Annotated in this window: 29 protein-coding genes; 10 read left to right on the top strand and 19 right to left on the bottom strand. The window is 36.1% G+C overall.

The annotated features are described in order from the left end of the window. Positions 1-2: 2 nt before the first annotated feature. Positions 3-1,418 (top strand): MBOAT family O-acyltransferase, encoded by a 1,416-nt coding sequence (locus tag ACKXGU_RS12690; protein ID WP_463465653.1) that lies wholly within the window; start codon positions 3-5, stop codon positions 1,416-1,418. Between the two features lie 11 nt (positions 1,419-1,429). Continuing rightward, on the top strand, positions 1,430-3,166 hold the full coding sequence (locus ACKXGU_RS12685) for an amidohydrolase family protein (RefSeq protein ID WP_463465652.1): 1,737 nt from the start codon (positions 1,430-1,432) through the stop codon (positions 3,164-3,166). 217 nt (positions 3,167-3,383) lie between these two features. On the opposite strand, the gene ACKXGU_RS12680 is transcribed toward ACKXGU_RS12685, so the two are convergent. From ACKXGU_RS12680 to ACKXGU_RS12640, 9 genes are all read right to left on the bottom strand, one after another. Further along, complete coding sequence (locus ACKXGU_RS12680) at positions 3,384-3,953, bottom strand: hypothetical protein (protein ID WP_463465651.1); 570 nt, start codon at positions 3,951-3,953, stop codon at positions 3,384-3,386. Positions 3,954-3,955: 2 nt separating this feature from the next. Continuing rightward, on the bottom strand, positions 3,956-5,359 hold the full coding sequence (locus tag ACKXGU_RS12675; protein WP_463465650.1) for a M20/M25/M40 family metallo-hydrolase: 1,404 nt from the start codon (positions 5,357-5,359) through the stop codon (positions 3,956-3,958). A gap of 71 nt (positions 5,360-5,430) precedes the next feature. Beyond that, positions 5,431-6,309 (bottom strand): PPK2 family polyphosphate kinase, encoded by an 879-nt coding sequence (locus ACKXGU_RS12670; protein ID WP_463465649.1) that lies wholly within the window; start codon positions 6,307-6,309, stop codon positions 5,431-5,433. Between the two features lie 136 nt (positions 6,310-6,445). Beyond that, positions 6,446-7,609, bottom strand: coding sequence for a sigma-54-dependent transcriptional regulator (locus ACKXGU_RS12665; RefSeq protein ID WP_103051873.1), 1,164 nt, complete (start codon positions 7,607-7,609; stop codon positions 6,446-6,448). Positions 7,610-7,615: 6 nt separating this feature from the next. After that, positions 7,616-8,503, bottom strand: a complete 888-nt coding sequence (locus ACKXGU_RS12660; RefSeq protein ID WP_463465648.1) for a mechanosensitive ion channel family protein — start codon at positions 8,501-8,503, stop codon at positions 7,616-7,618. 6 nt (positions 8,504-8,509) lie between these two features. Beyond that, entirely contained in the window at positions 8,510-9,823 is a 1,314-nt protein-coding gene (locus ACKXGU_RS12655; RefSeq protein WP_463465647.1) for an ABC transporter permease, read from the bottom strand. A gap of 2 nt (positions 9,824-9,825) precedes the next feature. Then, entirely contained in the window at positions 9,826-10,752 is a 927-nt protein-coding gene (locus ACKXGU_RS12650; protein WP_463465646.1) for an ABC transporter ATP-binding protein, read from the bottom strand. A gap of 296 nt (positions 10,753-11,048) precedes the next feature. Then, the gene (dnaJ, locus tag ACKXGU_RS12645; RefSeq protein WP_463465645.1) at positions 11,049-12,173 is read right to left on the bottom strand and encodes a molecular chaperone DnaJ; all 1,125 of its coding nucleotides are present in this window, start codon (positions 12,171-12,173) and stop codon (positions 11,049-11,051) included. 4 nt (positions 12,174-12,177) lie between these two features. Then, positions 12,178-12,705: a nucleotide exchange factor GrpE gene (locus ACKXGU_RS12640; RefSeq protein ID WP_463465644.1), complete on the bottom strand. Its 528-nt coding sequence runs from the start codon at positions 12,703-12,705 to the stop codon at positions 12,178-12,180. A gap of 157 nt (positions 12,706-12,862) precedes the next feature. Here ACKXGU_RS12640 and ACKXGU_RS12635 point away from each other — a divergent pair, with 157 nt between their 5' ends. Further along, positions 12,863-13,522: a YceI family protein gene (locus ACKXGU_RS12635; RefSeq protein WP_103051879.1), complete on the top strand. Its 660-nt coding sequence runs from the start codon at positions 12,863-12,865 to the stop codon at positions 13,520-13,522. Positions 13,523-13,662: 140 nt separating this feature from the next. Here ACKXGU_RS12635 and ACKXGU_RS12630 read toward each other — a convergent pair whose 3' ends face one another. From ACKXGU_RS12630 to ACKXGU_RS12620, 3 genes are all read right to left on the bottom strand, one after another. Further along, positions 13,663-14,667 (bottom strand): hypothetical protein, encoded by a 1,005-nt coding sequence (locus ACKXGU_RS12630; protein WP_463465643.1) that lies wholly within the window; start codon positions 14,665-14,667, stop codon positions 13,663-13,665. Positions 14,668-14,825: 158 nt separating this feature from the next. Next, positions 14,826-15,239, bottom strand: coding sequence for a hypothetical protein (locus tag ACKXGU_RS12625; RefSeq protein ID WP_463465642.1), 414 nt, complete (start codon positions 15,237-15,239; stop codon positions 14,826-14,828). After that, positions 15,220-15,810, bottom strand: a complete 591-nt coding sequence (locus ACKXGU_RS12620; RefSeq protein WP_463467434.1) for an RNA polymerase sigma factor — start codon at positions 15,808-15,810, stop codon at positions 15,220-15,222. Before ACKXGU_RS12620 ends, ACKXGU_RS12625 begins: the two co-directional genes overlap by 20 nt. 139 nt (positions 15,811-15,949) lie before the next feature. Between ACKXGU_RS12620 and ACKXGU_RS12615 the strand changes: the two genes are divergently transcribed. From ACKXGU_RS12615 to ACKXGU_RS12590, 6 genes are all read left to right on the top strand, one after another. Then, the gene (locus ACKXGU_RS12615) at positions 15,950-16,297 is read left to right on the top strand and encodes a DUF6249 domain-containing protein (RefSeq protein WP_103051882.1); all 348 of its coding nucleotides are present in this window, start codon (positions 15,950-15,952) and stop codon (positions 16,295-16,297) included. Positions 16,298-16,416: 119 nt separating this feature from the next. Continuing rightward, on the top strand, positions 16,417-18,210 hold the full coding sequence (locus ACKXGU_RS12610; protein WP_463465641.1) for a DUF885 domain-containing protein: 1,794 nt from the start codon (positions 16,417-16,419) through the stop codon (positions 18,208-18,210). Position 18,211: 1 nt separating this feature from the next. Then, on the top strand, positions 18,212-19,195 hold the full coding sequence (locus ACKXGU_RS12605; protein ID WP_463465640.1) for a peptidase associated/transthyretin-like domain-containing protein: 984 nt from the start codon (positions 18,212-18,214) through the stop codon (positions 19,193-19,195). Continuing rightward, positions 19,188-19,541: a DoxX family protein gene (locus tag ACKXGU_RS12600; protein WP_463465639.1), complete on the top strand. Its 354-nt coding sequence runs from the start codon at positions 19,188-19,190 to the stop codon at positions 19,539-19,541. Before ACKXGU_RS12605 ends, ACKXGU_RS12600 begins: the two co-directional genes overlap by 8 nt. Before the next feature lie 245 nt (positions 19,542-19,786). Beyond that, positions 19,787-20,137 (top strand): hypothetical protein, encoded by a 351-nt coding sequence (locus ACKXGU_RS12595; protein ID WP_463465638.1) that lies wholly within the window; start codon positions 19,787-19,789, stop codon positions 20,135-20,137. 164 nt (positions 20,138-20,301) lie between these two features. Next, positions 20,302-21,024: a hypothetical protein gene (locus ACKXGU_RS12590; protein ID WP_463465637.1), complete on the top strand. Its 723-nt coding sequence runs from the start codon at positions 20,302-20,304 to the stop codon at positions 21,022-21,024. A gap of 68 nt (positions 21,025-21,092) precedes the next feature. Here the strand turns inward: ACKXGU_RS12590 and ACKXGU_RS12585 are convergent, their stop codons facing one another. The 5 genes from ACKXGU_RS12585 to ACKXGU_RS12565 all read right to left on the bottom strand — a co-directional run bounded on the left by ACKXGU_RS12585 (position 21,093) and on the right by ACKXGU_RS12565 (position 24,166). Beyond that, the gene (locus ACKXGU_RS12585; protein WP_463465636.1) at positions 21,093-21,383 is read right to left on the bottom strand and encodes a hypothetical protein; all 291 of its coding nucleotides are present in this window, start codon (positions 21,381-21,383) and stop codon (positions 21,093-21,095) included. A 45-nt stretch (positions 21,384-21,428) separates the two neighbouring features. After that, positions 21,429-22,331, bottom strand: a complete 903-nt coding sequence (locus ACKXGU_RS12580) for a TIGR01777 family oxidoreductase (protein WP_463465635.1) — start codon at positions 22,329-22,331, stop codon at positions 21,429-21,431. Between the two features lie 183 nt (positions 22,332-22,514). Beyond that, the gene (gene mnmC2, locus ACKXGU_RS12575; RefSeq protein WP_463465634.1) at positions 22,515-23,198 is read right to left on the bottom strand and encodes a tRNA (5-methylaminomethyl-2-thiouridine)(34)-methyltransferase MnmC2; all 684 of its coding nucleotides are present in this window, start codon (positions 23,196-23,198) and stop codon (positions 22,515-22,517) included. A gap of 2 nt (positions 23,199-23,200) precedes the next feature. Next, entirely contained in the window at positions 23,201-23,644 is a 444-nt protein-coding gene (locus tag ACKXGU_RS12570) for a hypothetical protein (protein ID WP_463465633.1), read from the bottom strand. After that, positions 23,645-24,166 carry a DUF4920 domain-containing protein gene (locus tag ACKXGU_RS12565; protein ID WP_463465632.1) on the bottom strand — a complete coding sequence of 174 codons (522 nt, stop codon included), beginning with the start codon at positions 24,164-24,166 and terminating at the stop codon, positions 23,645-23,647. Between the two features lie 116 nt (positions 24,167-24,282). Between ACKXGU_RS12565 and ACKXGU_RS12560 the strand changes: the two genes are divergently transcribed. Beyond that, entirely contained in the window at positions 24,283-25,353 is a 1,071-nt protein-coding gene (locus ACKXGU_RS12560) for a branched-chain amino acid aminotransferase (protein ID WP_463465631.1), read from the top strand. A 26-nt stretch (positions 25,354-25,379) separates the two neighbouring features. On the opposite strand, the gene ACKXGU_RS12555 is transcribed toward ACKXGU_RS12560, so the two are convergent. Further along, positions 25,380-25,766, bottom strand: a complete 387-nt coding sequence (locus ACKXGU_RS12555) for a pyrophosphohydrolase domain-containing protein (RefSeq protein ID WP_463465630.1) — start codon at positions 25,764-25,766, stop codon at positions 25,380-25,382. Between the two features lie 70 nt (positions 25,767-25,836). After that, positions 25,837-26,028 carry a hypothetical protein gene (locus ACKXGU_RS12550; RefSeq protein WP_463465629.1) on the bottom strand — a complete coding sequence of 64 codons (192 nt, stop codon included), beginning with the start codon at positions 26,026-26,028 and terminating at the stop codon, positions 25,837-25,839. Positions 26,029-26,109: the final 81 nt, after the last annotated feature.

Genomic DNA, 26,109 nt, shown 5'->3' with positions numbered 1-26,109 from the left:
TTATGCTGTTTAATTCATTAAGTTTTATAGTGTTTTTGGTAATCGTTTTAGCACTCTATTACTCAAAACTATTTAGTTGGAACAATAAAAAGCGAATGCTTTTATTGGCTAGTTATATATTTTATGGACTTTGGAATCCACCATTGGTCATTTTGCTTTGGATTTCAACTGTGGTTGATTGGACAGCTGGTAAAAAATTGGCAATAGAGAAAAATCAGCGAAAGCGAAAAATGTGGTTACTGTTAAGCATGATTGTAAACCTTGGTTTTCTAGCTTTCTTTAAATACGGGAATTTCCTTTTGGAAAACTTTACAAATTGTTTGAATGCAATCGGTGTTGAATTTCAAGCACAACCTATGGATATTATTTTACCTATGGGAATCTCATTTTACACATTCCAAACAATGTCATATACTATAGACATGTATAATCGAAAGACTGAGCCCGCCAGAACGTTTTTGGATTTCGCTCTTTATGTCACCTTCTTCCCGCAACTGGTAGCAGGTCCAATTGTTAGAGCCAAAGACTTGATTACCCAATTTTATGAGGAGAAAAAAGCCACTGCCAATCAATTTTTTTGGGGAACGTTCCTATTAACAATAGGATTGTTTCAAAAAATAGTTTTGGCCGACACACTCCTTGCTGAAACTTCCGATACCGTATTTGGCTCAAAAGATGTTTTACACAGTTTGGATGCCTGGACAGGAACTTTGGCTTTTTCTGGACAGATATTCTTTGATTTTGCAGGGTATTCAACTTGCGCTATTGGTATAGCACTTATGCTAGGTATTATTTTACCTGATAACTTTAAGTATCCTTATGCTGCTATTGGTTTTTCTGATTTATGGAAGCGATGGCACATTTCACTATCTACTTGGTTAAGGGATTACCTTTATATTCCATTGGGTGGAAATCGTCATGGCATAACCAGAATGTATGTGGCTTTGATGCTAACCATGCTTTTGGGAGGATTATGGCACGGTGCCGCGTGGACTTTCGTCATTTGGGGAGCCCTTCATGGCATATATTTGGTAGTTGAAAGATTATTAAAAAGTAAGCTTAAAATCAAAATAACAGCCTACAACGGAATCTTCTTGGCTCTCTTGACCTATATGCTGGTAAATGTGACTTGGGTATTTTTTAGAGCCAGAGAATTTGTGACTGCCAAAAATATGATTGCATCTATGTTCTTTATGAATACCGAGGGCACTAAAGTTTTGCAATCATTTGATATCATTAAAGTATTAGTTGTTATCCTAATGCTTTTTACATGCCACTGGATTATGAGAAACACCTCTATGAAAGCTATTTCTGAAAAAACAAATCCAATTTTGTTTGGAGTATTTTGGGCCGTATTGGTTTTCCTAATTGTTATTGCCCAGGGCAGTGGCGAACAATTTATTTATTTTCAATTTTAAAAATCCACTTCATGAAAAAATCACTTTTACGTTTATGTTTATTACTTATATCAACAACTGTTTTTTCACAAACCTATATCACAAATGTAACCATTATTGATGTTGAGAATCAAAAATTAATACCTAATCAAACTGTAGAAATTACAGGCGATAAAATTTCAAATATCCAATCCAGCAAAAAGGCAAAAATCCAAGAATCGGCCAAAATTATTGATGGCACCAATAAATTTTTAGCGCCTGGTTTGGTAGATGCTCATGTTCATTTTTTTCAAAATGGCGGCCTCTATGCAAGGCCTGATGTTATTGATTTACGCAGTGAAATGCCTTACGATCAAGAGATTGAACTTACAAAGAGTAATATGGAAGATTTTCTAAAACGCTATCTAAAAAATGGCATAACCTCTGTAATTGATGTTGGGAGTTCTTATAATATGCTAAAAAAAAGAAATGAATTTACTGATAAAGCCTTTGCCCCAAATATTTATATGACAGGTCCGTTGCTTACCACTTATGAACCTGAAGTTTATAAAACCCTCGATAATGATAAACCCTTCACATTAGTAAAAACAGTTGACGATGGCATTAAAATGGTTCAAAATCAATTACAATACCATCCCGACTTTATTAAGATATGGTATATTGTTGGTGTAGATGGTTTGGATACGGAAAGTAGTGCTAGAAAAAATCTACCTATTATTAAAGCTATAATAGAAGAAGCTCATAAAAACAACTTAAAAGTGGCTGTACATGCAACACAACGCATTACAGCACAATTAGCTGTTGAAAATGGCGCCGATTTTCTAGTCCACAGTGTGGATGATGAATTAGTTACAACTGAATTTGCCAATCTATTAAAAAAGAACAACACCATTCTTTGTCCTACACTGATTGTGCATGACAGATATATGAAAACATTTGCTCAAGATTATAGCTTTAACAATCATGAATTAAAGGAATCCAACCCTTATCAATTGGGTTCTTTAATGGATTTATCACATGTAGACAATAAGGAATTGGTTGACGGATATAAAACCATGGCCAGTTCGCAACAATCGAAATCACGTTCTGAAAACATGGAATCCAACATGATGACCAATCTAAAAACATTAGTTGATGCCGGTGTTACAATTGCTACAGGAACTGATGCTGGAAACATAGGGACTATGCATGCTTCATCATACCAAGCAGAAGTTTTGGCCATGAAAGAAAGCGGTATGACCAATTGGCAAATTATAGAAGCTTCTACCTTAAATGGCGCAAAGGTATTAGGTCACGAAAACAATCTTGGTTCTGTAAGTGTTGGTAAACAAGCAAACCTGATACTTTTAGATAAAAACCCCATTGAAAACATAAATAATTTAACAACCATTAACCAAGTTATCAATAAAGGTCAGGCATTTAACGTAGATTCAATTGTTGAAGACACACCAGAAGTATTGGCTCAAAGACAATTAAATGCCTACAACTCAAGAAATATCGAAGCCTTTCTAGAACCTTATGCCAACGATGTTGAAGTTTATAATTTCCCTGATAAATTATTATTTAAAGGAAAAGATGCCATGCGTTCTGGTTATGCTTCTATGTTTGAAAACACACCAAACTTACATTGTGAGTTAGAAAACAGAATTGTTCAAGGTAATGTTGTTATTGATGAAGAACGTGTTCGGTTTGGAGACAGATTCATGGAAGCTACAGCCATTTATCACATTGAAGATGGAAAAATAAAAAAAGTTTACTTCATCAATTAATACTATTTCTTTCTTGTCATAATTATTAGTTAAAGCGCTCCTTAGATGCTTTCAGTTATGCTAAAGCCCGTATCTTTGCATTAAAGATATGTTATGGATGGTTTTAGTATAGTTATGGCATTTGCGATTATCCTGTTTGCTAGATTGGGAATGCGGCTTATAACTAAATATTTTGAAATGAAGCGAGAGGAAAAGAACGAAAAACAGTCTTAAATAGTTACTCTCTTAATTTCCCTGTAAAAACGCTGGCCTTTGAATTAAAGGGGTTCCCAGAAGATCTTCTTAAAAGCACAACCTGCCCACAATGCCAAACAGCATCCTCAATAGGTCCATTAATTTGATTCCAAAATGGAAATTCCCGATTGCCGAAAATAAGTTTGTATTGACTAATATCATCGCTATTTCTTAAAATATCGGCTGCAGTTTTAAAATTCATCAACGTGGCTTTTCGCATGTTTTCAAAACTCATAACGACTTCATCTACATCATTTTGACTATTGTCTTTCTTTAGCGTCGCATTCACAATAACTTTGGACAGTCCATAAATATGCTCGATGGTTTCCATACTGGAGCGCGCATCATCATTAGGTTTAAAATTTAAATCATCTGTTCTTAAACCCTCTGTTGCCCAGTAATACCGAAAGCCTAAACCATCAATCGCTCTTGCCGCTACAGTTCCAGCCGTAAAGGCTTCCGGGTATTCAGGAATTTCGTAATAAGATAATTGTTCTTGTGAATGAAGCGAAAGCGCTATACATGAGATTATCACTAGAAATAATTTATTCATTCTTAATCTTTTATTTTTTCATTATTAGAAATTGGCGATATTCCGTATTTATCAATTAAGTATACCAAACTTGTCATAGTAGCAGCTCCTAATTCCAGCTCACGTTTGTTCACATGCTCAAAGGTGTCATTGGCAGCATGATGATGATCAAAATAACGTTGGGAATCGGGACGTAAACCAGCGCAAACATTGGTTTCGGTCTTTAATGGCCCAACATCGGCTCCACTGCCACCTTGCTCAAAATAGTGTATTAAATACGGCTTAAATAATGACTTCCAGCTTTCAATTTTATTAAAGACAGCATCAGAACAATCAAAACTAAAACCACGAGGTGTAAAACCTCCAGCATCGCTCTCCAGTGAAAAAATATGATTCTCCCCTTTTTGCTTGGCTACTTCAGCATATTTTGTAGCACCTCTTAAGCCATTTTCTTCGTTCATAAACAAAACGACTCGGATACTTCGCTTTGGCTTTATGCCGCTTTCCTTTAACAAGCGTAACACATCCATGGACTGCACACAACCAGCACCATCATCATGAGAACCATCACCCAAATCCCAAGAATCCAAATGCCCACCTACAATGATATATTCATTTGGATATTCGCTTCCCGTTATTTCGCCGATGACATTATACGATTGTACTTCTTTAAGCTGTTGACAGGTTTGGTTGAAAAAGAATTTCAAGTTTTTATCCAAAGCCAGCATGCTACTTAATTTTTCAGCATCATTGGTACTTATTGCAGCAGATGGAATACGTTGTGAATTTGGCAAGTCACCATAACTCATGCTTCCTGTGTGAGGTAAATCGTCTAAACGTAAATTCATAGATCGCACAATAACACCAACAGCACCCAATTTTCCGGCCTCCATAGCACCAGCATAACGCTGATTGACACAACCTCCATATGCTTCAAAAGTTTGGATTAAATCAGCCTGCATAGGTCTATTAAAAAAAACAATTTTACCTGTAACTTTCTCTTTACCCATGGCTTTTAATTCATCAAAATCCTGAACCTCAATCACTGGAGCCTTTATTCCTCCAAACGGTGTTGCAATAGAACCTCCTAGCGCACAAATGTTAACGGTAGTAGTCACACCAGTATTCGATTCAATAAAAGCATATTCTTTCGTTCCACGAACCCACTTGGGGACCATTACTGGCTGTAACCAAACTTTATCAAGTCCTAATTTTTCAAGTTCTTCTTTAGTGTATTGAACTGCTTTTTCAGCATTGAGTGAACCCGAAAGCCTACCTCCTATTTGATTGGATAAATAATCAAGCCATTCATAGCTTTTACCATTGGTCAATGACGTAGTATAAATAGTTCTTAAAGTCTCTGTATCTGATTGTGCTTGAATATTGGCTGCCAGTAACAAAAGCATCAGCCTAAGAAATTGCTTCATGAATTTTAATTTATAATTATGAAATAAAGATAGGCTTTCTAGTAGACATCAATTCTAAAAGAAACCTTAATTTATTCGTTTTGCAGTTGCGTTCTGTAAATTTCAATATTAGCTTTCACTTCATCATCCAATTCAGGCTCTTTGATATCCTTATAGGTTTTTAAGGTGTCCAATAGAACTCTGGCAACTATGTATCGAGCTGTCGCTTTATCATCTGCTGGTATGGTATACCAAGGCGCATGCGGTTTGGATGTTCTGTTTATGGCATCTTCATAACATTCTTGATAGGCAGCCCAAAGCTCACGTTCTTTTAAATCTGATGGTGAAAACTTCCAATTTTTATTCGGTTTATCCAATCTTCTCAATAACCTATTTTTTTGTTCATCTTTGGATAGATGTAGGAAGAACTTAAAAATAATGGTGCCGTTTTCAGCAATGTGCTTTTCAAAATCATTAATCTGCCGAAATCGTTTTTCCCAGAATTCGTCATTTATATCATCCAATGAGTTTACGTGAGGCAAGTGTTCTCCTAAAATATATTCCGGATGCACCCGTGTTACCAACACATTTTCGTAATGGGTTCTGTTAAAGACACCGAACTTCCCTCGAGCAGGAAGGGCTATATAATGTCTCCAAAGGTAATCATGTTTCAACTCCAATTCGGTAGGAACCTTAAAACTATGCACGACCACACCTCTAGCATTGAGATCTTTAAAAACTTCACGAATCAAACTATCCTTGCCAGCAGTATCAGTCCCTTGAATACAAATTAATACGGCATATTTGCCATGAGCATACATGGCGTTTTGAATTTTGGCCAATTTTTTACAGACATCCTCCAACCCATCTTCTATTTTATTTTCAGAAGCATCCAAATCAAAATATGTTGGCAGGTCTTTTATTTTAACAGGGGTCTTGATTTTAAACTCTTGAATATCGATATCTTTCATAAATGCATTTTAATGGTTCATAAATATAATAATTCTGAATTCTATAATTAAATACCCTTGTTAGGGAATCAATCGAATGATATTTTAAAAATAAAAAGCACCTATTTTAGGTGCTTAATGACTGAATTATCATGACTTATTTAGAAGCAAACATCTTAACATCTGCTTCACTGACTTCTTTGCCTCCAAGGATAATTAAACGCTCTACGACATTTCGCAACTCTCTAATATTACCCGTCCAATCATATTCCTGCAACAACTTGATTGCTTTATCGGAAAAAGATTTTTTGACTGTTCCTTGCTCTTGAGCAATTTTATCGGAAAAATGCTCAACCAACAACGGAATATCCTCTCGCCTGTCATTTAATGCTGGGACTTTAATCAAAATAACAGCTAAACGGTGATATAAATCCTCTCGGAAATTTCCGTCTTCAATTTCTTTCTTTAGGTTTTTATTTGTGGCAGCAACGACCCGAACGTCAACTTTTATGTCCTTATCATTACCTACACGCTGTATTTTATTTTCTTGTAAAGCCCTCAAAACCTTGGCTTGTGCAGATAAGCTCATGTCCCCAATTTCATCTAAAAAAATGGTGCCGCCATTTGCCGCTTCAAACTTTCCTGCGCGATCTTTAACAGCACTTGTGAAAGCACCTTTAACATGGCCAAACAACTCACTCTCGATCAATTCAGCTGGAATTGCAGCACAGTTTACTTCAATGAGTGGTCCCTTTGAACGTTCACTTTTTTGATGTAACCAATGAGCAACCAACTCCTTACCTGTACCATTGGGCCCTGTTATTAAAACACGTGCATCTGTTAAGGCGACCTTATCTATCATTTCCTTGATTTGATTGATGGCATCGCTCGCTCCAATCATCTCATAGTTTTTACTCACCTTTTTCTTGAGCATCTTGTTCTCTACAACAAGTTCCTTTCTATCTAAAGCAATGCGGACAGTATTCAGCAAGCGATTTAAATCGGGTGGTTTTGAGATATAGTCAAAAGCTCCTAGACGCATGGTATTGACAGCCGTATCCAAATCTCCGTGACCAGAAATCATCACAATTGGTATTTCGGGTTTAATCTTTTTAACTGCTTCCAGAACTTCAACACCGTCCATTTTGGGCATCTTAATATCACACAACACCAAATCATAATCCTCTTTTTTTATAGCCTCAACTCCTTGAAGGCCATCTTCAGCTTCCTCAACTTGATAGGTATCGCTTTCTTCTGATAATATTTTAACTAATACACGGCGAATAGCCGCTTCATCTTCTATTACTAATATTTTAGGCATTGTTTTTTATTTCTTATTTTCAATAATATGAATGTCCCTTTGTGGAAATGGTATGGTAACATTGTTTTCCCTGAACAATCTATCTATTTCAAAACGAATATCACTTCTAGGAAATTGTGCTTTAAAACTGTCATTAATTGTAAAAATAACTTTAAAATTTAAGGAGCTGTCTCCAAAATCCGTAAACAAAACGGTTGGCTCAGGATAGTCAATAACATCTTGATGGGAACTTGCCGCCTGCAATAACAATTTCTTTACCAACTGCACATCGCTACCGTAAGCAACGCCTACAGAAACACTTTCTCGCGTTGACACACCATTTTGAGTCCAGTTGTACAGGCTATTTGTTAAATATAAATGGTTTGGTATAATAAGTACTTTATTGTCAATGGTTACAGCCCTGGTTGTTCGTAATTTAATTTCTTCAACACGACCCACCTTATCTTCAATCTCAATAATATCGCCAACATGAACGGATTGATCAATCAAAATAAAGACACCTGAAATAATATCTTGGAACAAGGTTTGCAATGCCAAACCAATCCCGATCAATAATGCCGCCGAAGCTGCAAATATGGCTGTAACATTAACACCTACAGAATCAAATACAATCAACAAAACAACTAAATAAACCACCCATCTTGCAAAAGAAAAAACAGTATTAAACTTGGCTTTATCGTCTTTAGGCAAACTCCTTGTAAACAACCGTTTAACAATATTCAATACAACCGTTGTCACCAAATAGATGACAACAACCAACAAGATAAGACCGATTGTTATTTTAATGGTTTTATCCTCATTGACATAAAGTACCGTTCCTAAAAAGTCAACAAAAGTTTCCCAAATGGAACTTTCCTTAACAATATCTTCTATATCGTTTAGTTGATTTTGCATAGCCTATCAATATTTAATCCACTTTATAAGTTCTTTGTAGCTTGGTTTTTTTCCATACATTAAAATTCCAACTCTGTAAATTTTTGCCGCAAACCAAACAGTAAACATGAATGTTCCCAACAATAGTAACAAAGACAACAATTGTTGCCAAATAGGAACTCCAAATGGTATACGCATGAGCATGACCACAGGTGAGGTAAACGGAATAAAGGAAAATACCGTTGAAACCGTTCCATGTGGATCTTCGATTACTGTAAAAATACCAATATAAACAGCCAAAATCAAAGGCATCAGAATAGGTAACAAAAACTGTTGCGTATCAGTTTCATTATCAACAGCTGCCCCAATAGCAGCATATAATGAACTGTAAAGCAAATACCCGCCTATAAAAAATAGAATGAATGCAAAAATTAAGTTGGTAATCGGTAAATTATTAAAAGCCACAATTATATTTTGCATTTCCATAGTCATGTTATTGTTATTCATGGCTTGACTCATCAATTCTTCGCTAGGTAATTGAGATTGCATGAGATCCAAACCAAAAATAGCTGACACAATGGAGAGCAATACACCACCCAGCAGAATCCAAATAACAAATTGAGTAATTCCTGCCAATGACGTACCTATAATCTTTCCCAACATGAGTTGAACGGGTTTTACCGAAGAAATAATAACTTCAATAATCCTGCTCGTTTTTTCCTCAATGATACTTCTCATAATCATGTTACCATAAATTATGATAAACATAAAGAGTAAGTAACCAGCAGCACCACCGAATGCCAATTTCATAATGCTGTCAATCTTTGACGTTTTCTCACCATCAAAACTCTCCTGCTCAATATCAACTCTCACTTTCGCTGACTGTATCTTCTTAATATCAACGCCAACAGCTTCCAATTTTAAATCGGTTAAACGTTTTTCCAATTTACCCTCTAAATCAGAAATTAGGGTTATTGAAGGTGATTCTTCAGAATAGAACTTAATGTGTTTTGCTATGTCACTAATATCAAGTTGTTTTTCAACATATAAAAGTCCATAGTTTTCTTGTTCCTTCACTATTTCCTTGGCATCATTGAGGGACACGTTTTCTAAAACAGTATACGTGATATTATCGGAATCTTCGAATATGGAACTGATTTTACCTGATTCATCCAAAATAGAAATATGTCGCTTTGAATTATTGTTTAATTGCGACAAATAAGCAACTACTGCTATTAAAGCAATCATGATAACTGGGCTCAAAATAGTCATAATCAAAAAAGACTTATTCTTAACCTTGGTTAAATACTCGCGCTTTATTATAAGTGGTAAATGATTCATGCTTAATGATTCTTGACTGCTTGAATAAATATATCATTGGCTGATGGCACCAATTCAACGAAATGAGAAACTTCACCTTTAGAAGTTAAGTAACTTAATAAATCGTTAGGCGATAAATTATCAGTTAACTTTACATTTAGTTTTAACTCATCACCTATAGTTCTAAAATCTGCAGGTGAAACCAGAAACTTATCAGCAATTTCCTTTTGAAGACTGATCTCATCATTGGTTCTAATCCCTATTTCGAACGTATTGGTTTTAAACTGCTTTTTTATGTCGATTAGTTTTCCATCAAGAATTTTATTGGATTGATGAATTAATGCAATATGATCACACAATTCTTCAACAGACTCCATGCGATGCGTTGAAAAAATAACCGTGGCACCTTCATTTTTCAATCTCAATATTTCGTCCTTGATTAAATTGGCATTAATAGGGTCAAATCCAGAGAACGGCTCATCAAAAATCAAGAGTTTTGGATTGTGCAACACTGTAACCACAAACTGGATCTTTTGGGCCATACCTTTGGATAGCTCCTGAATTTTCTTATTCCACCAATCACCTATCTCCAATCTGTCAAACCAATACTTCAGTCGTGCTTTGGCCTCACTTTTACTCAAACCCTTGAGTTGGGCCAAATACAATGCTTGCTCACCTACTTTCATGGATTTATACAAGCCTCTCTCTTCTGGTAAATAGCCTATATCTCTGACATGGTGGGGTTGCAGTGGCTCATTATCCAAAATCACATTACCAGTATCTGGCATGGTGATTTGATTAATGACTCGAATAAGGGTTGTTTTGCCAGCACCATTTGGCCCTAAGAGACCAAAAATACTTCCTTTTGGAACAGCTATAGAAACATTATTTAAGGCTGTAAAGTGTCCAAATTTTTTGGAAACAGTATGCGTTTCCAATAAGTTTCCCATACTAGTTTTAATATGATTTAGTTGGATGTAAATATATTAAATGTAAGCCGCAAACTAAATTAATTTATCTTTTAATTGGGCTTTATAAAAACAAAACCCATCCTAAAAAATTAATTAAAGGATGGGAAAAAATTGCTATGAAAAAGAAAAATTACCACTATTATTAAATAGTGATAAATCAAATATAGTATTATTTTCTGATATAGAGGCAAAAAGCTAAAAAATATCTTTAGAAAAAATCTTACAAAGACTTTTTAGATATTTGATTTACAGAGGCTTTAGATGCAACAATTATTTTATGAAAACATATCTTTCACCTTTTCAAAGAATGATTTATCACCACTTTCAGGTTTTGGTTCAAAATGATCATCCTCGCGCATAGCCTCAAAAAATTCCTTTTGCTGTTTATTCAATGTTTTTGGCGTCCAAACGTTCACATGGACCAATAAATCCCCTTTACCATAACCATTAATGGATGGTATTCCTTTTCCTCTTAACCTCAATATTTTTCCTGACTGCACACCTGCTTCAATTTTAATACGCACTTTTCCAGTAACGGTATCTATTTCCTTTGAAGTACCTAAAACGGCATCAGGTAAGCTGACATATAGATCATAGTGCAAGTTGTCACCTTCTCTTTGAAGTGTTTCATGAGTTTCTTCTTCAATAGCCACCAATAAATCTCCAGAAATACCATTTCCGGGAGCCTCATTACCTTTTCCGGTAACTTTTAATTGCATACCATCAACCACACCTGCCGGAATTTTTATGGAAACCGTTTCTTCCTTTACTATCATTCCTTGAGCATCGGCATCATGAGGTTTTTTATCGATAGTTTGACCAGCACCACCACAAACATTACAGGTTGTAGCTGTTTGCATGCGACCTAATATGGTGTTTGTAACACGCGTAACCTGACCAGAACCATTACAGGTTGAACAGGTTTTATAGGTTGTTCCTGAAGCTTGAACTTTACGTCTTACTTTCACCTTCTTCTCAACACCATGGGCTATTTCTTCCAATGACAGCTTCACACGAATTCGTAAGTTACTACCTTTTACACGACGTTGACCGCCGCCAAAGCCACCGCCAAAACCAGAGAATCCGCCGCCTCCAAAAGCACCACCAAAAATATCACCGAACTGACTAAAAATATCATCCATATTCATGCCGCCGCCACCAAAACCACCTGCACCTTCAAAAGCTTGGTGACCAAATTGGTCGTAACGCGATTTTTTATCAGCATTACTCAACACTTCATAAGCTTCCGCAGCTTCCTTAAATTTAGCTTCAGCTTCTTTATCATCTGGATTTTTATCCGGATGATATTTTAAAGCCAGTTTTCGGTAAGCTTTTTTAATATCGGCTGGGCTAGCACTTTTATCAACACCTAATACTTCGTAAAAATCTCTTTTTGCCATGTCCTTATTGTCCTATAACTACTTTTGGGAATCTGATTATTTTGTCTCCTAATTGATAACCTTTTTCAACAACATCAATAATTTTACCTTTTAAATCATCTGTTGGTGCAGGAATTTGTGTAATAGCTTCATGCACATCAGCATTAAAATCATCTCCGCTTGCTACCTGCAAAGGTTTTAAACCTTTTTGCTCTAACGTTTTCATTAATTTTTGGTAAATTAATAACACACCTTTACGAAGTTCTTCAGCCTCTTTGTCCTCTTCAATGTGGGTTAAGGCGCGCTCAAAATCATCTAAAACAGGCAACATGGCCAACATAACATCCTCACTGGCTGTTTTAAACAAGTCTACACGCTCTTTTGCTGTACGTCTTTTATAATTTTCAAATTCCGCAAACAATCGCAGAAATTTATCCTTTTCTTGTTCTAATGATTTCGTAAGCTTTTCTTCAACGGTTGATTCATCCTTCTGCAATACTTGCTCTTCAACCTGCTCTGAAGATTCTACTTCTTTTTTATCTTTTTTGCTCATTGCTTTACAATCAATTATTTTAACATAAAAACGATGGCAAAAGTACTGCCATTATGATTAAAATGTCAAAATGTCACCAATTATTTTTTAAGTTTTTTTTAAACAAATCTTACTAACAAATGATTATTTTTGTTGCTTAACACTAAAAGAAATTATTATGACAAAAAGATTTTTGACCTTTGCAGGTATCGCTGTATTCGCACTTGCATTAACCAATTGTAAAGATAAAGCCAAAGAAGCTGAAACAACAGCTGCTGAAGAAACGGCTGAAATGACTGCTGTTTCAACAAAATATTTAGCTGATGCTGCCAATTCTACTATTATGTGGAAAGGGTTTAAGCCAACTGGTACGCACACAGGTACTATTTCTATCGAAAATGGTGTTTTGACCATGAAAGGTGATGCCATAGAAAGCGGTACATTCTTAATAGACATGAACTCTATTACAGTAACTGATATTCCAGCAGAAAAAGAAGGTAACGCTAAATTAACTGGTCACTTAAAAAGTGATGACTTTTTTCATGTAGAACAATATCCTTCTTCAGCATTTACAGTTACCGGTTTTGAAATGAAAGATGGAAAAGGGATGCTTTCAGGAAACTTAAAAATGAAGGATGCCGAAAATAACATTACGATTCCTGTTACCATTACTGAAAATGGTGACACAGTTACTTTAACCAGTGAAACGTTTACAATTGACCGTTCTAAATGGAATGTAAAATATGGTTCTAAATCCTTCTTCGATGATTTAGGTGACAAGTTTATCAATGATGAATTTGAATTACAAATCACATTGGTTGCTAACAAAGAATCTTAAAAAATAAACAGCTTGAATTTAAAAGCCGCTTCATGTGAAGCGGCTTTTTTTTATAATAGAAAACCTTTTGCATTTTAACACAAAAGGTCTTCAGTTTAGTGTTGTTACGCCCTAACGTAACGATTTCAATTAATAGCCCACTAAAAATCTGTTGTAAGAGCACTTGCTCCCGGAAAGTCATAACTATGGGTTGGCTCACAATTACAATTATCCATCGGTATATCAAATACCAAGAATTTTTGTTGTGCGCGTTCTGCTACATAAATAGCTCCCTCTTGAGCACGCACAACAACATCAACTGGGTTTCCCAATTGCGTTAAATCACCTGCAATGCGAATCTGGTCAGACAAACTAATCGTTCCTCCGTCTCCAGCTTGCATAAATTTATTTTTAAAATCGGTTATCACCACCAATGCGCCATCATCTGGTGAACCCGCTGATCCAATATCGGTCAATACCATAATATCTGATGATTCATCATAATTTAATCCGTGCGTACGCACCAATCCTTCTATAGCCACTTCACTTGTTGCCGGTAAATCACCGCTTGGTGCATTGTGGAAGTTTTCAAAATAAGCCAATACGTTTGAGACATCTTCTATAGCCCAAAGATCTTTACCTGTAGACTGGATTCCCCAAACTTCAAAACCAACATCATAATTTCTAAAATCACTGATTTGTCTCGTGTTAACGTGGTAACTTGATAATCTTCCTGGTGTTACATCATCTACAACAACTACTTTGTTATTATAAAATGTAGCTTCACGGCCGTTTGTAAATGAAGTTGACCCCATAGCTGTTGGCATGACCATATCACCTGTCATCGCATGACTAATATTGGGTATAGCTACCAATCTTGAATCACTTCTATTAACATGATAAATAGCGTCACGACTACCATCATACACAACACCGTCGGCATCAGCATAAGGGAGTCCAATCATTTTAGATGACCCATTTTCAATGTTGAATATTCCCAAGATTCCTGACGTGTTTGAAGAGACATACACGGATGAACCCGTTTTTGAAGCTTTTTTGAGATTTGATATGTTGGAAGGTTGATTTGTGGCGTCAATCGATTCCGTTTCGCAACCAGTTGTAAAACATAGCAATATGGCACAGGCCAATAGAGATACTTTTTTCATAATGTTTGGTTTTAGGATTAATAATTAATCTGGTAACAAGTACCATTGCCAACACTTACGAAAAAACTTTTGGGAGGGTTTTAAAAAATGTGTTAATTTTTAAAAAAGAGCTCAACACCCTTATTTTTAAAGGGATTCAAAGCTTTATAAAACTAAATTTAAACTTCAAAACGCTTATCAAAGTGATTCTTTAATAACGGAATTTGGACAAAAAGCATCAATCCAAAGAACAAGATTGAATACAAAACCGTTTTTGAAACATTCATAGAAAACAAACTATCCATAAATTTAAAGTTTAATAGCTTATTGAAATTTATTGTCTGTAACCAACTTGACTCTGACGATGATGAATTAGTAAAAATCACATACATGATTAAGATAAAGGCAATACCAATGCCAATCCAGCCTTGTTTGGATATTAAAGGTTTATATTCCGTTATATGGCTCGCTTTCATGTTGTGAACACTTTGCATCACGGAATCCGTAAAGTTGAAAGACGGCTTTTCAACTTTGCTTTCTTTCATTAACTTGTCCGTTACTTGCTCTATTTTTTTATCTAAATGCTTTTCCATACGATTCAATGATTTCTGGTTCTAATTGCTGACTGAAAATTACCGCCAGCTTTTTGCGACTTCTGAATAATTTCACTTTAACATTATTGGCTGTCAGACCCGTAATTTTTGATATTTCTTCCAACGACTGCTCCTCAAAATAATACAATGTCAATAAAAAACTATCTTCACTAGGCAATAATTGCAAACAGTTCTGAATGGCCTGCGTTCTTTCTTCCTGTTCCATCCTATCCAGCGCATTATCAATTGTTTTGACATGACGCTCGGTAAAGGCATCAATAGGAATATGTGTCTGACTCCGTTTATGCTTTTTAATTCTATCTAAACAGGTATTATAAGCAACCCGATAAACCCAGGTCGAAAATTTAGAATCCCCTTTAAACTTATTTAAGGATTTGTAAATTTTAATAAACGAGTCTTGAGACACCTCTTCGGCTTCCTCTCGATTCTTCAACATTCTTAATGCCAAGGTGAACACCATATCCTTATAATTATCAACCAATACAGCAAAGGCATTGGTATTACCTGCTATAATGTCATTGATTACAGTCTGTTCGTTGTTGGTGGTCATCTGTTTTTTAGACGACACCTTATGCGTAGTGGTTACATCAAAAAATGAAAAATAATTTAAAAAAGTTGTAACCATAAATTACAAGTTGTCGTCATAAGCTATGAACACATTAAAAGTAATCAATTAAAAACAAACACTTATGGGATCAGAATTAATAATTATACCGGTTATTTTCGGGGCAGTATTTGGAGTATTTTACTTATACTTCTCTACTAGAAACAAAGAACGCTTGGCTCTAATAGAAAAAGGTGCCGATGCCAGTATCTTCATGAAAGGTAAGCAACATACAGCGCCAATCTGGAAAGTCATTATCTTAAACTTAGCTTTACTGTTAATGGGCATTGGATTGGGAACCTTTATTGCCTCCTTACTGGATAATTACACAACTTTGGATAGCGATGCTATTTATCCTGCTACCATTTTCTTTACAGCTGGAGTGGGATTATTTATCGGTTTCAACATGACCAAAAATTTGGACAAAGACTAACCAATTACAATTAAACACGCCTTGAAGCTACAGTCATTTAGATTGTAGCTTTTTTTTTGGCATGGATTGAATAATAGAATGTGTATCTTTAGCTTTCAAATTTTGATTTTTTAAACGTTATGAGAACCCTTTTAACCTTTTGTTGCCTCCTTTTTGTTTTATCATCTTGCAAGGAAGAAAAAACTACAGAAAACACCGAAACAACCATGACCATGCCAAATGAAGCTTTTGATACCTTATTGGACAAATATTACGAAGACGGCCTGAAATTAAACCCTGTGAGTGCCACCTATGCTGGAGATAATCGTTATAATGATCAATATCCCAATACCTTATCTGAAGAACATATTTTAAAGCGCAAAAACTATTACAGTCAATACTTGAATGACCTTATGGCATTTCCTGACAGCGCCTTGACCGATAGTCAAAAAATGTCGAAAGCTATTTTAAAATGGGAAGTTGAAATTGCCCTGGAAGATTTTAAATTCAAACAGCGTGAACTGGTCCCTATTGATCAAATGTGGTCCCCTCATCTTTCTGTTGGTCAATTAGCAAGTGGCGCAGGTGCACAACCGTTTGAAACGGTTGATGATTACAACAATTGGTTAAAGCGTTTGGATGGCTACACCGAGTGGCTGCAATCTGTTAAAAGTAATATGCAAAAAGGAATAACAGAAGGATATGTATTGCCAAAATCATTAATTGTTAAAGTATTACCGCAAATAGAATCTGGTGCTTCAGAAGATATTGAAAACCACCTATTCTACTCGCCTATCAAAAATATGCCAGATAGTTTTAGCGACGAAGACAAAACAACCCTAAAAGAAGCTTATACAGCCAAACTGAATGACAAAATTATACCAGCTTACAAAAGCCTTTATGATTTCTTAAAAACCGATTATCTATCTGCTGGTCGGGAATCCTCTGGAATTGATGACACGCCTTATGGAACGGCCTATTACAACCACATGATTAAGTTATTTACGACCACCAATATGACAGCCGATGAAATCCACAAGCTTGGTTTAAGTGAGGTAGCGCGTATTTCAGCGGAAATGGAAAAAGTGAAGGAACAAGTTGGTTTTGAAGGCGATTTAAAAGCGTTTTTTGATTTTGTAAGAAACAATAAAGAATTGATGCCATTTACCGAGCCACAGCAGGTTATTGACAATTTCAATGCGATTCATGAAACTATGAAACCACAGATAGAAAAGTTATTTGATGTCAAACCGAAAACACCTTTTGAAGTGCGTCGTACCGAGGCGTTCCGTGAAGCTTCCGCTAGTGCAGAATACAATCAAGGGTCATTGGATGGCACCAGACCAGGTATTTTTTATGTGCCGATTCCAGATGTAACAGCTTACAACACCTTTAGTGATGAAGCCTTATTCTTGCACGAAGCTATTCCTGGGCATCATTATCAAATTTCGTTGCAACAAGAAGATACCGATTTACCCGAATTTAGAAAAACGCTTTGGTACAGTGCCTATGGCGAAGGTTGGGCTTTATACTCGGAATCATTAGGAAAGGAATTAGGTTTATATACCGATCCGTATCAATATTTTGGTATGTTGGGCATGGAAATGCATCGTGCCATTCGTTTGGTGGTTGACACAGGTATGCACACCAAAGGCTGGACACGTGAAGAAGCCATTCAATATTCGTTGGATCACGAAGCCGAAGGCGAAGCCAGCATCATTTCTGAAATTGAACGCTATATGGCTATGCCAGGTCAGGCACTATCCTATAAAATCGGTCAATTAAAAATTAGAGAACTACGCGCCAAAGCCGAAAAAGAATTAGGCACTAAATTTGATATTAGTCAGTTTCATAACGAAGTCCTGGAGCCTGGTTGTGTACCTTTAGCACTGCTAGAGGACAAAATCAATGCGTGGATTTCGGCAAACAAATAATATGATTTTAAAAAGAATTGCCCTATTAAATTTTGTTCTGTTAACATGGGTTTCCCATGCGCAAAAAACAACTATTCTAGACCAAGCGTCTCAAACACCCATTGCCTATGCCACCATTTCGTTTGGTGACGGACAAGGTATTTTTGCCGATGACGAAGGTGCTTTTGTATTCACCAAAAAACTCTATCCCGATGTAGATACCTTGTACATTTCGGCATTGAGTTATAAGAATGTGATAATTCCCACAGCACAACTACCCAGTACTATTTTACTGGAAGAGGAAATCAGTCATTTAGATGAAGTGGTTCTGATTGCCAACAACCGAAAGTTCAAGGAAGAAACTATGGAGCCCTATCTGGATGATGACTATTACCATTGCTGGTTGCCAACCATAGAATCGGAGATTGCAGTTTATTTTTCAAACCCAAATGACAAGCTTAAAAAATTAAGCACCATCCACTTCCCCATTACACTAGAGTCTCGGGACTGGGAACAACGCAAAAAGAAAAACGCCGATAAAAAACCATTTTCAACCCTGTTTAAGGTTAAGTTTTATAAAAACGATAACGGCAAACCAGGCGACGTGCTGGTGTATGATAATATTGTATTCAGAGCGACTGAAAAAGATGGCGATTCCTATAATTTAGATGTCACGGACTACAACATCATCTACCCCAAAAATGGATTCTTTGTATCCCTGCAGGTATTGGGTTACACGGATGAAGCTGGCAAACTGTTACCCAACAAAAAATATAAGGAACTAAAAGGTCGCGATGGTGGCATTGTAAAAATACCCACCAATTTCAGACCACTATTACCATTTACCAACGAGATTGAAACCTACAACACCTTTATAAAACGCGTGTTTATAAGTGGCAACGACTGGGTACAGTTCAAACCCGGTAGTATGGACTCCAGTTTGCTTAAAACCGGACTCACCAATTACGGTATTGGTATTACCTACAAGGTTTATAAAGATGAATAACCCCTGGCATCTATATGCCATGGCAGCACTGTATATAGTGGCAGGCATCATGCATTTTGTCAAACCCAAAATGTATATGCGCATTATGCCACGGTATTTACCAAACCACAAAACTTTGGTACTATTAAGCGGCTTGGCCGAAATCATGCTGGGTACTGCACTACTGTTTAAAGAAACAAGAGCTTGGGCTATTTACGGCATTATGTTAATGCTCACGGTATTTTTGTTGGTCCACTTCTATATGCTATCAGGCAAAAAAGCCAGTGCAGGCATTCCCAAATGGATTTTAATACTCCGAATACCATTACAGTTTGTTTTGATGTATTGGGCTTATGGGTATTTGTAATTTGAATTTATAAAAAAAAACATAATAAACTTGCATTGAGCTTGTCGAAATGTCATACTGAACGGACGTTGTACTTGTCATGCTGAACTTGTTTCAGCATCTAAAATCAATTACACAAACAATCAACCCGCACCCAATTAATCATAAAACCAGCTCGGGTTGTAAGATTTTTAGCTATTTTTAGGGGAATAAACATAATATGATTAAACACAATGGTGTTTATCCCATTGTTGTACTGCATTTGAATGAAACACGCAATTATCATATTAATACTGACTTTTACTCTGACTTCCTGCAAACGGACAGAGGAAAAAGAAACACTTCTTTTAGCTGACCGAGAAGCTCCTTTAGGTTGGGTTTATTTAAGAATTTATAAGGACAAAACATTCGAATTTGAATCTCGCGGACTAGAACGCAAAGGAGATATTTATAGTGGGACAGTGGAATTAAAAAATGACACGCTATATTTTAAATATTCGGACTCAATTCCCAAAGCAGGAAATAAAGCAGTTCTGACTAAAAAGTCTGTTTCCTATTTTGGCGGACATTATAGGGAAAGCTTGGAGTTAAAAAAGAATGAATTCAATACGGAATAAAAAAAAAGCAGTACAACAACGGCTATAATCCATTGCTCACTAAATGCTAAACCAAAAAACTGTATATTTAACTTGGCTCGATTCCTACTCCGAAAATCCTACGGATTTTCCTCGCAACGGAATCATAGCCAAACCGTTGGCAGCCATTATAATTACTCTAAAACATGAATAAGGTAAAACTTTCTTTTCTAATTTTTCTAATGTTTGTATATGGTTGTGAAAGAAAAAATAACTGGTCTATATTAGAAGATGAGTCTATTGAATTAAGATTAAATTACGAAAGGGATAAGGGTAAATTAGAAATAATTGAAAGTACTTCTGAAAAATACAAGAAGCTACAGAACTACTTAAAAAATTTAAATGGATTTATAGAAGTTGAAACTATAACCAACTATCCAATTGTACTATTGAAATCTAAAAATTTATTGATTTATATTGAAGAAGAAAAAATTGATTTGGAATTTCGAAATCAAAAGAACAACGTAATTAAACTTTCCAAAACGTTTAACTCTTATGAGGAATTTCTCGAGCTTGAATATCTATGGAAAAACAATAATTGGATAATTGACTTTGGTAATATTTATGGAATTGGAAGTCTCAAAAATAGCAAATATGCGAGTTGCGGTATAAAAATGGATTCTATCGATTATTTTTATAAAGTTGGACTATGGAAATTTTGGGATTCTAATAGGAACTTAATTGCTGAAGGCGTTTTCGACATTGATAGTATCAATACCTCTGTAGTTGGTATTAATTGTTACAATACGATAAAAGTATCCAAAGTCTCAGAGAAAAAATGGAAATTTTATGATGCTTTAGGAAATATTGTAAAACCGAGTTTAGAACTTAAATATGACATTGAAAATGCCTCATATAATCTCAGATAAAAAACGGCTGCCAACACCGTCTATAATTCCTTTTGATTAACCATGTTCCACCTTTGATTGACCATGTTCTACTTTAGATTGAGTATGTTCCACTTTTGATTGACCATGTTCCACTTTTGATTAAGCATTCCAGAGTTTTGATTAGCTACCGCAAAGTTTTGATGGGCCATGTTCCACTTTTGATTGACTAGTACAAAGTTTTGATTAAGTGGTACAAACTTGTGATTGAACGGTACAGACTTTTGATTAGGCGTTCCAGAGTTGTGATTGAGCGTTCCAGACTTTTGATTAAGCATTCTAGAGTTTTGATTAAGCATTCCAGACTTTTGATTGACTATTCCCGTAAAAGTATGCAACATGCAAACCCACTTGAATATAAACCCATAGAAGTAAGGGTTGAAAAACTACAGCAAATCTTCCAAAGCAGGTTTTAAATTCACAAATTGAAATTCAAAGCCCGTATTTTCAATTTTTTTATAACTCACCCGTTGGCTTTCAAATAAGAGTATATGCATCTCGCCCAATAGCAGTTTCATCATCGCTTTTGGGATGTTGGGCAATATTAAAGGGCGTTTTAAGGTACTGGCAACCGCTTTTGTCAATTCAGTATTACTCACCGGATTTGGTGCAACCCCATTAAAGACACCAGCCAATTGGTGCTGGGCTACATACATAAAGATACCTGCCAAATCATCAACATGTATCCAGGATTGCCATTGCTTACCACTGCCAAAAGCCGCTCCCATTCCAAACTTGGTGGGTTTGACAATCTGTGGCAAGGCGCCTTCTTGGGCATCTAACACCAAACCAATACGCACTTTGGAAACTGTGATATCCAACGCATTAAAAGCATCAACTTCAGTCTCCCACTTTTCAACAACGGCTCCTAAAAAACTATTGGAATAGCTTGGAAAAGTTTCTTCGTAATAATTGGTCAAAGAATCTGGATAAGCACCAATGGCACTGGCAGAAATCAATTGTTTAATGGTATGTTTTGTAGCAGAAAGTTTGCTGTAAAGCAATCTTAAGGTGTTAATCCGACTATCCAAAATCGTTTGTTTATAAGATTCCGTCCAGCGTTTGGCAATACTTGCACCTGCCAGATTGATGATGGTGTCCACACCATCAAAACAAGCCTCATCAATTACGTGATCTTTGGGGTTCCAATAAAAGCCTTTGTAAGTATTTGAGTTTTCGATTTTAGATTTTGACGTCGTTAAATAATGGACTGCCCAACCCTTTTCCAAGCATTGTTTTACAATAGCTTGACCAATTAAACCCGTTGCTCCTGTAATGAGAACCTTCATAAACAATTTTTTGTAAAGATACGGAATAGTTTACCCAAAGGTCTTTGGTTTAATTAAGGTTTAACAGATTTAACGGTTGTTAACAGTAAAGTAAATACGCTGCTTAAATTTCGCTAATTCTTAATTGCTCGAAGCATTTGGCTCGCAAGCTTATCGAATGCTTCATTGAAGAGAACATTTGGCTCACATGTTCGCCGAATGCTTCGTTGCTCGAAGCATTTCACGTTTTCCAGGAGGCCCAGGCAGGCGTTCCACCTCAAAACCTACGGCTTGCATGGCACGTCTCACACTACCTTTAGCCGAATAGGTTACCAAAACACCTTGAGGTTTTAAAGCCTGATACATTTTTGAAAAAATGGCTTCGGTCCACAAATCAGGTTGCACGCGTGCGCCAAAAGCATCAAAATAAATCAGATTAAAAGTATTGGTATCAGTGATATCCTGAAAAAATTGCTGACACTTGGTCAAGGTAAAATTGGGTGATATAGATTTAGGAACTTCCCATTTCTGCGCATGCATATTTAAAAATGATTGACTATCACTTCCAAACAGTGCTTCGTATTGCAATTGATTAATCTCTTCCTGCGAGACAGGATAAGCTTCGATTCCCACATAGTTAACAGAGGTATTCAGTTTTTGAGCTTCCTGAAGCGTTAGCATCGCATTGAGTCCAGTTCCAAAACCCATCTCAAGAATAGATATAGGTTCAGAAATATTCCCATGATCAATCACATGTCGCAAACCATGCTTAATGAAGACATGCACAGCTTCTTGGAATGCGCCATGTATGGAATGGTACTGCTCGTTCCAATCTTCAATTTGTATGGTCTTGGAACCGTCTGCAGTCGTAATGATTTTACGTTTCAACCCTATTTAATTAGTAGCTTTTGAATACGTGGGATTGGACCTGTACATTCGGTTTGATGACAGGAAATACAAACATTTACAGCATTATTGAAACGCTCTTCTACAGGAACTTCAGAATCCTCGTTGAAAATTTCACGTTCGGCATTTAAAAACACATTGGAAAAACTCTCAAAAACCTCATTACGGTCTTTGAAATCAGACAACTCGGCTGTATGGATTTTCATGAAATCCATCGGGAATTCGGTTGGTGTTTTGCCGTCTAGAATATCTTGCTTAACCTGGAGGTTGTGCGCATACATCTGGTTCATGAGATTGGCCATTTCTGACGGCTCATACATATCATAAACAATCTTGTCACTTTCAGAAGTCTTTACAGGCTCTTCAGCCTTATTTTGACAACTAAAAACAAGAACCGGAAGGGATAATATTACTATAAATTGTTTCATTTATTCTTCAATCAATAGCACACCATCGGCCATAAATGAATAGGTACGCTTTGGTTCGGTAATAGCCGCTATTTCTTCTTCAGATTTTCCAGCATCTTCAGCATAGTGACGTTGCTCTTCAACAGAAACTTCAGAAACATAAGCCTGCCCTTGCATAATGACATCTTTACCTGCTATGTTTTTTGGCATAAAGAAACCATAATCCTTAAACTTCACCATCACTTCTTCGTCATTACCTAAATCAACACGCATCCAACAGCCTTTTGCTTGACAAACTTCATTCACCTTACCAACCAATTTAGCAGCTGTACTATCACCTACTTGCATAGCCTTAAATTTTTCTAACATTTCAGCCACTCTCACAGCATCATCAGCTTCAATTTTTTCACCAAAAGATGCGTAAGCAACCTCTTGAGTTTCCGTTTCGGTAACTTCAGTCGTTTCAACTTCAGTAGCTTTAGGTTCATTCTTACAAGAAACCACTATAAATACAAGCAATAAAAGGGACAATATGTTTTTCATAATTCTAAATTTATTTTTTAAAAATTTGCCCAAATATACAATTTATTTAAGGAAATATTATGTTTTTTATAAGGGCGAAATTAAGTACTTTTGCATCACCAAAAAACCTAATTAAAATGATAGAAGCAGACATTAACGAAATCGATATAGTAAAAGCAGAAAAAACGAAAATTCATGATGTAGATTTTGACAACATCAATTTTGGTCGGATTTTCACGGACCACATGTTTTTGTGCGACTTTATTGATGGAAAATGGCAACAGCCACAAATAATGCCGTATCAACCCATGACCATTGATCCTTCGGCACGTGTGTTTCATTATGGGCAAGCCGTATTTGAAGGCATGAAGGCTTATAAAGATGACAATGGTGAGGTTTTTCTATTCAGACCAGAAGATAATCATAGCCGTATTAATAAATCGTCAGCAAGAATGGCCATTCCTGAATTCCCAAAAGAATATTTTATGAATGGACTCTTGACGCTTCTTAATCTCGACAAAGCATGGGTTAAGCCAGGTGTTGGAAATTCACTATACATCAGACCATTTGCCATAGCTACTGATTCGGCTATTGCAGCGGCACCTTCAAGCAATTACAGATTCATGATTATTTGCTCGCCAGCCAAAGCTTACTATACTGGAAAGGTACGTGTATTGATTGCTGAAAAGTATAGCCGTTCTGCCGATGGTGGTGTTGGTTTTGCCAAAGCAGCAGGAAATTATGGTGCGCAATTTTATCCAACCAGCTTGGCTCAAGCCAAAGGATTCCAACAAATTATTTGGACGGATGCTAATTCACATGAATATTTGGAAGAAGCTGGTACCATGAATATTTTCTTCAGAATAAATGATAAGCTAATAACGGCTCCTACCAGTGACAGAATATTGGATGGTATCACCAGAAAAAGTGTTATTCAATTAGCCGAAGACAATAATATTGATATGGAAGTAAGGCGTATCAAAGTTGAGGAAATAAAAGAAGCCGCTAGGAATGGTTCCTTAAAGGAAATTTTTGGAACGGGAACTGCTGCAGTTATTAGTCCAGTATCGGCTTTTGAGCATGCTGGAACAACTTATGAAATACCGGATTTAGATGATTCATATGCAGCTATGTTTAAAAAACAATTGCTTAATATTCAACATAATCTATCGGAAGATAAACACGGATGGCGATATCCAGTAAAATAGAAAAAAGCAGCCCAATGGCTGCTTTTTTATTTATTGAGTATTTCTTCAATATGAGGTTTAAAGTAATTGGGGCCTTTTAGAACCTTACCATCCTCCCTGTAAATAGGCTCGCCATTTTCACCCAACTTGCTCATATTACTGCGTTGAATTTCGTCAAAAACTTCTTCAATTTTATGCTGCAATCCATGTTCAATAATGGTTCCACATAAAATGTAAAGCATATCACCCAAAGCATCGGCAACCTCAACCAAATCATTGTTATTGGCCGCTTCTAAATATTCTTCATTTTCCTCGCGCATTAACTTATAACGTAACATGTTCTTTTCCAGACCCAAATCGGCTTTCGGAGTCTCTCTATGCCCAATTTTAAAGGCTTTATGGAACATTTTAACAGCTTCAATTTTATCCTTCATCAATATATTTTATTTAAATTTGCATAAAATTAAGGATATGTTTACAAAAGGTCAATTAGTTTTTGGGATTTTATTTGCCATTGTTTTTATAGTGGTGCTCATTTACGCCTACAGAAAGGATATCCAACTTCACAAAAAACATTACAAAGGTAGTATTTGGGTGTTGATTGCCTTTATTTCCTTTATATTGTTTATTACAGCTATCAAGCTTGTTTTCCAGTAGGAAAATACCTAACTTGATAAACGCTTCAGAACCGACCATATTCGTATAATCTATTTTTACCCATTAATGGGTATGTTGCGGTCTATTATTTATTTTAATATTTGAGAAAACTAAACAGCC

The sequence above is a fragment of the Hanstruepera sp. CR43 genome, assembly GCF_055227665.1.
The sequence above is the reverse complement of the archived record's forward strand: the minus strand, read 5'-3'. Positions and strand labels throughout refer to the sequence as shown.

What these genes read in the sequence shown, in the direction of transcription:
- ACKXGU_RS12690 (WP_463465653.1), top strand. Translation starts at nt 3, where the DNA reads ATGCTGTTTAATTCATTAAGTTTTATAGTGTTTTTGGTAATCGTTTTA.
- ACKXGU_RS12630 (WP_463465643.1), bottom strand. Translation starts at nt 14,667, where the DNA reads ATGAAAAAAGTATCTCTATTGGCCTGTGCCATATTGCTATGTTTTACA.
- ACKXGU_RS12670 (WP_463465649.1), bottom strand. Translation starts at nt 6,309, where the DNA reads ATGAAAGATATCGATATTCAAGAGTTTAAAATCAAGACCCCTGTTAAA.
- ACKXGU_RS12620 (WP_463467434.1), bottom strand. Translation starts at nt 15,810, where the DNA reads ATGACCACCAACAACGAACAGACTGTAATCAATGACATTATAGCAGGT.
- ACKXGU_RS12570 (WP_463465633.1), bottom strand. Translation starts at nt 23,644, where the DNA reads ATGAAACAATTTATAGTAATATTATCCCTTCCGGTTCTTGTTTTTAGT.
- ACKXGU_RS12565 (WP_463465632.1), bottom strand. Translation starts at nt 24,166, where the DNA reads ATGAAAAACATATTGTCCCTTTTATTGCTTGTATTTATAGTGGTTTCT.
- ACKXGU_RS12595 (WP_463465638.1), top strand. Translation starts at nt 19,787, where the DNA reads ATGAAACACGCAATTATCATATTAATACTGACTTTTACTCTGACTTCC.
- dnaJ (WP_463465645.1), bottom strand. Translation starts at nt 12,173, where the DNA reads ATGGCAAAAAGAGATTTTTACGAAGTATTAGGTGTTGATAAAAGTGCT.
- ACKXGU_RS12635 (WP_103051879.1), top strand. Translation starts at nt 12,863, where the DNA reads ATGACAAAAAGATTTTTGACCTTTGCAGGTATCGCTGTATTCGCACTT.
- ACKXGU_RS12580 (WP_463465635.1), bottom strand. Translation starts at nt 22,331, where the DNA reads ATGAAGGTTCTCATTACAGGAGCAACGGGTTTAATTGGTCAAGCTATT.
- ACKXGU_RS12590 (WP_463465637.1), top strand. Translation starts at nt 20,302, where the DNA reads ATGAATAAGGTAAAACTTTCTTTTCTAATTTTTCTAATGTTTGTATAT.
- ACKXGU_RS12685 (WP_463465652.1), top strand. Translation starts at nt 1,430, where the DNA reads ATGAAAAAATCACTTTTACGTTTATGTTTATTACTTATATCAACAACT.
- ACKXGU_RS12600 (WP_463465639.1), top strand. Translation starts at nt 19,188, where the DNA reads ATGAATAACCCCTGGCATCTATATGCCATGGCAGCACTGTATATAGTG.
- ACKXGU_RS12650 (WP_463465646.1), bottom strand. Translation starts at nt 10,752, where the DNA reads ATGGGAAACTTATTGGAAACGCATACTGTTTCCAAAAAATTTGGACAC.
- ACKXGU_RS12610 (WP_463465641.1), top strand. Translation starts at nt 16,417, where the DNA reads ATGAGAACCCTTTTAACCTTTTGTTGCCTCCTTTTTGTTTTATCATCT.
- ACKXGU_RS12675 (WP_463465650.1), bottom strand. Translation starts at nt 5,359, where the DNA reads ATGAAGCAATTTCTTAGGCTGATGCTTTTGTTACTGGCAGCCAATATT.
- ACKXGU_RS12640 (WP_463465644.1), bottom strand. Translation starts at nt 12,705, where the DNA reads ATGAGCAAAAAAGATAAAAAAGAAGTAGAATCTTCAGAGCAGGTTGAA.
- ACKXGU_RS12615 (WP_103051882.1), top strand. Translation starts at nt 15,950, where the DNA reads ATGGGATCAGAATTAATAATTATACCGGTTATTTTCGGGGCAGTATTT.
- ACKXGU_RS12660 (WP_463465648.1), bottom strand. Translation starts at nt 8,503, where the DNA reads ATGCAAAATCAACTAAACGATATAGAAGATATTGTTAAGGAAAGTTCC.
- ACKXGU_RS12555 (WP_463465630.1), bottom strand. Translation starts at nt 25,766, where the DNA reads ATGAAGGATAAAATTGAAGCTGTTAAAATGTTCCATAAAGCCTTTAAA.
- ACKXGU_RS12655 (WP_463465647.1), bottom strand. Translation starts at nt 9,823, where the DNA reads ATGAATCATTTACCACTTATAATAAAGCGCGAGTATTTAACCAAGGTT.
- ACKXGU_RS12680 (WP_463465651.1), bottom strand. Translation starts at nt 3,953, where the DNA reads ATGAATAAATTATTTCTAGTGATAATCTCATGTATAGCGCTTTCGCTT.
- ACKXGU_RS12550 (WP_463465629.1), bottom strand. Translation starts at nt 26,028, where the DNA reads ATGGTCGGTTCTGAAGCGTTTATCAAGTTAGGTATTTTCCTACTGGAA.
- ACKXGU_RS12560 (WP_463465631.1), top strand. Translation starts at nt 24,283, where the DNA reads ATGATAGAAGCAGACATTAACGAAATCGATATAGTAAAAGCAGAAAAA.
- ACKXGU_RS12625 (WP_463465642.1), bottom strand. Translation starts at nt 15,239, where the DNA reads ATGGAAAAGCATTTAGATAAAAAAATAGAGCAAGTAACGGACAAGTTA.
- ACKXGU_RS12665 (WP_103051873.1), bottom strand. Translation starts at nt 7,609, where the DNA reads ATGCCTAAAATATTAGTAATAGAAGATGAAGCGGCTATTCGCCGTGTA.
- ACKXGU_RS12585 (WP_463465636.1), bottom strand. Translation starts at nt 21,383, where the DNA reads ATGTTGCATACTTTTACGGGAATAGTCAATCAAAAGTCTGGAATGCTT.
- ACKXGU_RS12605 (WP_463465640.1), top strand. Translation starts at nt 18,212, where the DNA reads ATGATTTTAAAAAGAATTGCCCTATTAAATTTTGTTCTGTTAACATGG.